Here is a 6,823-nt window from a genome sequence, read left to right on the forward strand (position 1 = left end):
TCGCGTGACTGCCGCGAAATCTGGTCATAAAGCTCGCGATCGGTCACCAGCTCGCGCAGCGCTTTCTTCCACGGCCCGATATCCTGCGGCGGCACCTCCGCCACCGGAACCATGTTCGCGTCCACTCGCGCGTGGTACCGCTGAATCTGATTCACCGGCAACAGATACGGAACGCCCAGCTTCGCTTCATGCAAGCCGCCGACATCGCTGGCGATCACCGGGATCCCGCGAATCATCGCCTCCACCACCATGCGCGAGCGCGCCTCGGCCCACACCGAGGGCACCAGCACCACCTTCGTCTGCCGCAAAAAGACCGCGATGTCATCGACCGGATCGAACAAGGTAATGTTGACGTGACCGCGCAACAGCGCCAGATCGTCGGCATTCGTACCCCACGTCGGCACGGCCGCGAACTCGAGATCCGGCATCGCTTCCGCCAGTGCTGCAAATATTGAAACGCCCTTCACGGCGCACGGATTCACCATCAGCACATAGCGATTTTCAAACCGCCCCATCGCCGAGTAATCGCCGGGTTCCAGCAGCGAGATCGGCACATGAATCGCAGAGAAGCCACCCCATCGCCGCACATACTCGGCCACGTACTCGCTCACGCCGATGATTGAATCGACGCGCCCGATCATCTCAGTCTTCGCCGGGTTGGGAAACGCGCAGTCCGGCCCGAACGGTACGGCCACGGTCGCCCGCACCAGATACACGACGCGCGCCCGCGGCGCTCGCAGCGCGACTTCCAGCAACAGCGCGCCGGGGTCGTCGGTGGAACAGAGAATCACATCGGGATCGAACGCCGCAATACGGTCGGCAAAGAGGTTCCGCAGCTTCGGATTGTTGGCCGACGTAAATACGCGCACACCGTTACGCGTGAACCCGATCACACCGTTCTCCTCGGATTCAATCGGTGTGCCGCGCGCCGCAAGCTCGGCCACGAAGCTCTGCTCAGTTTCCTCGCTGAACGTCTCCAAACGAGCGAATACTTCAACCTCGTGCCCACACGCGACCAGCGCTTCCATCAGCAGCCGGTTCGATTTATCGCCGCCGCCGTGCGACGGAAAATAAAGCGAGTTGTGCGCCAGCAAAATTCGCATACCGCCCCGCATTCCGGGCCGTAAACCGACCAGCATCTTCTCGATGGCGCCCGGATCGATTCCCTGCACGAACTCCAGCGCGGCTTCCCGCGATCGCTCCGATTCGCGCTCGTACACCGTACGATCGCCGGTCAGCTCGCGCAGCGCCTTCACCCACTGCCCGGCATCCTGGGGAGGAATCACGGGGCGCGGCATCCGCACTTCATCGAACTCCGCTCGATACTCGACGATCGGATTCACGGGCAGCACATATCCGGTTCCGTGCTTGGCCTCGATCAGCCCGCCCGAATCGCTCGCGATCACCGGGATTCCGCGCAGCATCGCTTCCATCGCGATCAACCCGAATCCCTCGTACCAGAGCGAAGGCATCAGCAGCACGCGCGTCCGCTCCAGCACTTCTTCGATGTGACGGACGGGCGGGAGCAATTTCACGTTGGGGAGCGAAGCAAGCAGCGTGCGATCGTCACTTGTCGTTCCCCAACCCGGCAGCGCGGCGAACGATACAGACGGCATCGCACGCGCGACAGCTGCGCATAAGCTGATTCCCTTCACCGCGCAAGGATTCACCATCAGCACGTCGCCATGATCGAAACGCGCGAAGTTGTCCCAAGGCCCAGGTCCATAAACCGCGGGTGGAATCACATGCGGCCGGACACCCAGATGCCGCTCGACGTATCCGGCCATGTGTTTCCCGATGACGACGACGGCAGCGGCCCGGCGCGCGCGCGCGGCGGCATGCGCATCCGGGCTCCAACTCTCCGGACCGAACGGAAGGAACTGCGGCGTGTGCGCGAGATAGATGATCCGCCCCGGCGCGGCCTCGTCGGCCTCACGCAGCAGCGCGTGCCCGATGTCCTCCGACGAAACGAAAACCCAGTCCGGCCCGAACTCCCGAATCGCCGCAGTCAGAGCTCCCGTACGGCGTACGAGATCGCGGATGGAACTCACCACGATCCCGCTCGGCAGCACGATGTCGTCGCGCTCGCGATCCGGATCGACCACAAATCCCTGGCTGCCGGCCTCCGATCGCACGCGCTCTACTTCGCCCGGCGCGGCGCTGCAGACCACGCGGCACGGATGCCCGCGCCACGCCAGATATTCGAGCCACACCGCATTTGAACGCGTCGAACCGCCCCGCGGCGGAACGAACGACGCGTTCGACGTCAGCAGGATCCGCATTAGCCGCGCAGCTCGTTTTCGAGCATCCGCTGCGCTTCCTCTTCCGTGAGGTTCTCGATTTCGGCGAGCAGCGCCGCGTACTCCGGGTCATCGGCGTGGCCGACTTCGAACAACTCGATCGAGTGCGCGAGTTCGGCAACGGTCAGCGTCCCGGTATAAACAACTTCGAGCGGCAAATCCACGCCAAGGTCCTGATGCAATCGGGAAGCCAGCTGCACGGCAAGCAGCGAATGGCCGCCGAGATCGAAGAAGTTATCGTGGATGCCGACTTCCGCGACGGCGAGCAGCTCCGCCCAGAGAACGCAAAGGCGCCGCTCCAGATCGGTTCGCGGCTGCCCGTGCGCCGTATGCGGGGTCATCTTCCCGCGACGGATTGCGGCGAGTAGATCGGCAGGCGCGCGCAACTGAGCAATGGCCGTGTAATCCGGCGCGCGTCGGCTTTGCGGTGCGGTGGGCGGCACGGGCTCGACATCGTGAGGCAGCGACTTGCCGGCTTCGTACCGGAGTCCGGCCAAATCCACGCCGCGAAAACGAAACGGCTCATCGCCGGCGCTCTTGCGGACGCTCTTGAGGAAGCGGTAAGCCGGTGCGTTCCGTGCGGTGCCGGCGAACTGCACATGGACGGTGTCGGCCCTCTCGCCGAGTCGGCGCAGCATGGCATGCTCAACACCGCGCCCCAATGCACGGCAACTCAGCAGAAACGTATCGACTTCCGTTTCGCCGCGCTCTTCGGTAAACAACACCAATCCGACGATGCCGTAGTCGCCGAATCGATCGCGCACCTCGACGACAAACCCGCTTCCTTCACGGAGAAACGCCGCGACTTCCGCTTCGTTGCGACGGCGCGTGGTCGTATTCATCTGATTCGTGCGCTGCGTCAGCTGCGCGGCTCGCGCCAAGTGCTCCTGACGAATCTCGCGGAACGCAATCTCCAGCTTCAAGCCGGCGATGAACTCGTCCAGATTGCGCGCCTGCCGCTCCCAATCCGCGCGCTGCGCCTGTTCCGCATAAGCTTCCGTGCGGCGCTGGTCTTCGCCGGTCACCGCGATCGCCGCGTCGTCGAACACCCAGACATGCCTCAGAAACTCGGGGATCTCGTCCGCGATCGGCGGCAGCGCGATGGCAGCCACCTCGGGCCACTCCGCCCGAACCTCCGCCGCCTCCATCGGGTTGTCATCCACGAACACGAAACTATCGAGCCCCAGCCTCAGTTCCGACGCGATCGCGTCCAGCCCGACCGACTTCGGCTCCCAATTCACGCGCCGCGCCACGAAATCCGCAAGCCGCAGCGGCATGTCGGGATGCGCGCGAAACGTCTCAACCACATCGGTCTCGTTGTTCTTACTGGCGAGCGCCAGCACGCGACCCCTGGCACGCTGCTGCGCCATGAACTCCTGCAACCGGCGGCGCGGCGGATCCACAACGACGCCCAGCGGGCCATCCTCGCCGCAAACGCCGCTCCACAACGTGTCGTCGCAGTCGAGCGCGATGACCTTAACCGGCGTTGCGTGCAGCCGATGCACTTCTCGCAGGATGGACAGCGCCAGCGCGGCGAAGTATTCGGCGGTATAAGGAATCGCTCCGAGCGCCTCCGCATGCGGATCGTAAATCTCTTCGACCGGGTAGAGCGCGGTGTCGACATAGCTTCCGCCAGTCCAACGCGTTCGCAGCTCCGCTTCAAGATTGTTCCCGTTCGGCGGTGTGACGCCGACGATCAAACGCGCCCCATGATTCTCAAAGGATGACCGCAGCGCCGCGGCAAGTTCTTCCGCCTCTCCGCAATCGCCCGCCCGGACCAACATGACGTTCACTCGCGCGAAGTCACCGCTCCCATGCACCGCGAACGGACCGTGCGGATCAAGCAACGTCTGATGCACCTGCGCAAACGGAGCGAAGACGACCGACGCATCCCAACCCAACAACTGGAACAGATATTCGAGCGGCTCGCGAAGAAGTTCGGCGGTGAAACTGGCGCTGATAACGAGGCGCACGGCGGGCATTCCACTTCAGTGTAAATAGCGATGTGGGCGATTCTTGATACCGGCCAAGCGTGCTACTAGGCGAACTCGAGCCGTTTCAGCTTGATACGCTCGCGACGCACCTGCGCCAGGTCATATTGAGCCTGTTGCACGAGCCATCCTTCTTCGCTTCGTCCGAAAACTTCAGAAATCCTCACGGCCATTTTGAGGCGACTTGCCGCGCTTCCCGTTTTCAAGTTCCGATAGCGTCAGTGATAATCGACATAGTCAACGTCGTGCACACCTCCATCGAAACGGAAACCGTCACAGCTTAGAGGTCTTTCAACTCGTCTTTTAGAGGACGCATTTTCTGGGCCATTCCTAGCAGTTCACAACATGCCGGCCGCTCGTGCGTTTTCCCAGGCAGCGCGCGTGGTGGGGCTGTGGCGTTCCGCGAGATCGATCAGCTCGGGCAAAGAGTATTGGTGACGAGGATCGATCGGCGTGCGCGGATCGCGATCCGCCGCGTGCTGCTGCTCCGAACTGAATCCCGGCGGCGGTTGCCAGGGCCGATCGGGCGAGACGGAAATGCGCTGGGCCTGGGCGGACGACAGACTGAATAGCAATAAGGCGGCGCACATCGGAGGCCCGCAGACACGTGCCGCCGGGACGCAAGAGTCGGCTCCGTTACAGCGCGTCCTGACGAATTCAGTCACCTGTAGAAAAGAAATCTTACCTGATGCGGAGCAAGAAAGGCTTGCCGTGCGCGACCGGTCGCCCGGATACTTGTCTGTTCGTTACTCTCTGGCCAGCGCTCGCCGCACAATAGCCGGCTCTTTCGCTATCACAGTCAGATAGGCGCGCGCGGCCGAATCCGGTTGCCGCCCGCCCTGCTCCCATTCCTGCAGCGCGCGCTTGCTTATACAGTAGGCTCGCGAGAATTCCGCCTGAGACATCTTCACGCGCTTGCGAATGGCCTTAACGTCGATCGGCTTCGGCCAAACTTGCTCCAACTCGACCTCACCCCGATCATGCGCCAGAACCAGCTTCATTCCCTCAATTAGGTCTGCACCGAACTTTGTCTTCTTTGCGCCGGCTTTTTTGGCCATGGCTACTGCGCTCCTTTCAAATGCGCGACGATTTGCCGCAAATAGGTGCAGTCCGCCTCACCCCACAAGCGATAATAAGAGTTCCAAGACATCACATGGAATCTTCGTCCGTCGATCTGAAGCAGACGCTGAACCTGCCACGCACAGATTTCAGCATGAAGGCCAACCTTACGCAAAGCGAGCCGCGCATGCTCGCCCGTTGGTCGGATGAGGATCTCTACGGCCAGATTCGCAACGCGCGCGCCGGGCGGCCCACGTACATCCTGCACGACGGACCGCCCTACGCCAACGGCGATATCCATATCGGCCACGCATTCAATAAGATCCTCAAAGACTTCATGATGAAGTCGCGCACCATGGCGGGGTTCGATACGCCCTATGTGCCCGGGTTCGACTGCCACGGACTGCCCATCGAGTTCAAAGTCGACCAGCTCCTGGGATCGAAGAAGGCGAAGATGTCGGTCGCCGAAATCCGCCAGGAGTGCCGGAAATATGCCGCGAAATGGGTTGCGACGCAGACGAAGCAGTTCGAGCGGCTCGGGATCTTAGGCCGCTGGAACGATCCGTACCTGACCATGAGCCCGCAGTATCAGTCCGTCATCGCGGGCGCGTTCGTCGATTTTCTCGACAAAGGCTACGTGTACAAAGGCCTGAAGCCGGTGCATTGGTGCATCCACGATCGCACCGCGCTGGCCGAGGCTGAGGTCGAGTACGAGGACCACAGCAGTCCGTCGGTTTGGGTGCGGTTTGCGCTAGCTTCCGATCCGGCAACGATCGACGCCGCACTCGGCGGCAAGCGCGTGTTCGCGCTGATCTGGACGACGACACCATGGACCCTACCGGCTAACCTCGGAATCGCGTTCCATCCGAAGTATCCGTACGCGGCGTTTGAGACGGCTTCCGGGGACACGACAGGCGACACGTACATCGTCGCTCAGGAACTGCTCGCCGCGACGGCCGAGCGCTGCGGCTGGACCGAAGGCGCCATCGTAGCGACGTTCCCCGGCGCGCAGCTCGAACGCGCGATCTTCCGGCATCCATTTCTGGATCGCGATTCCCTCGGCATCCTGGCGGATCACGTAACGCTGGAACAAGGCACCGGCGCGGTGCATACAGCTCCGGGTCATGGCCAGGAAGATTACGTCGTCGGCCAGAAGTACGGACTGCCGGTTTACTGTCCCGTCGATGGCTCCGGCAAGATGTATGAGCCCGCCGGAACGGGTCCCCTGCCGCCCGAGATTCTCGGCAAGACTGTCTGGCAAGCCAACCCGGTCATCATCGAAATCCTGAAAGCGAACGGCGCGCTGCTGGCGCGGCAGAAGATCGAGCACAGCTATCCGCATTGCTGGCGCTGCCACAACGCGACGATTTTCCGCGCCACCGAGCAGTGGTTCATCGGCATGGACCGCAATCATCTGCGCCAACGCGCGCTCGATGCGATCAAGACGGTGCGCTGGATGCCGGAATGGGGCGA

5 protein-coding genes are annotated in these 6,823 nt (G+C 62.5%); 1 reads left to right on the top strand and 4 read right to left on the bottom strand.

Going from position 1 to position 6,823, the window contains the following annotated elements; translation table 11 throughout:
* The 4 genes from H1Y01_RS16455 to H1Y01_RS16470 all read right to left on the bottom strand — a co-directional run.
* Positions 1-2,282: glycosyltransferase family 4 protein (locus H1Y01_RS16455; RefSeq protein WP_180541597.1), on the bottom strand; the 2,282-nt coding region annotated here is incomplete at its 3' end.
* Positions 2,282-4,282 carry an HAD-IIIC family phosphatase gene (locus tag H1Y01_RS16460; protein WP_180541598.1) on the bottom strand — a complete coding sequence of 667 codons (2,001 nt, stop codon included), beginning with the start codon at positions 4,280-4,282 and terminating at the stop codon, positions 2,282-2,284. The genes H1Y01_RS16460 and H1Y01_RS16455, both read right to left, overlap by 1 nt.
* Before the next feature lie 347 nt (positions 4,283-4,629).
* Positions 4,630-4,881 (bottom strand): hypothetical protein, encoded by a 252-nt coding sequence (locus tag H1Y01_RS16465; RefSeq protein ID WP_180541599.1) that lies wholly within the window; start codon positions 4,879-4,881, stop codon positions 4,630-4,632.
* Between the two features lie 156 nt (positions 4,882-5,037).
* Positions 5,038-5,349: a helix-turn-helix domain-containing protein gene (locus tag H1Y01_RS16470; protein WP_180541600.1), complete on the bottom strand. Its 312-nt coding sequence runs from the start codon at positions 5,347-5,349 to the stop codon at positions 5,038-5,040.
* A gap of 95 nt (positions 5,350-5,444) precedes the next feature.
* On the opposite strand from H1Y01_RS16470, the gene H1Y01_RS16475 reads away from it, so the two are divergent.
* Positions 5,445-6,823: class I tRNA ligase family protein (locus H1Y01_RS16475; protein WP_180541601.1), on the top strand; the 1,379-nt coding region annotated here is incomplete at its 3' end.

The sequence above is a fragment of the Nevskia soli genome (genome assembly GCF_903970205.1).
Lineage (GTDB): Bacteria > Acidobacteriota > Terriglobia > Bryobacterales > Bryobacteraceae > Bog-113.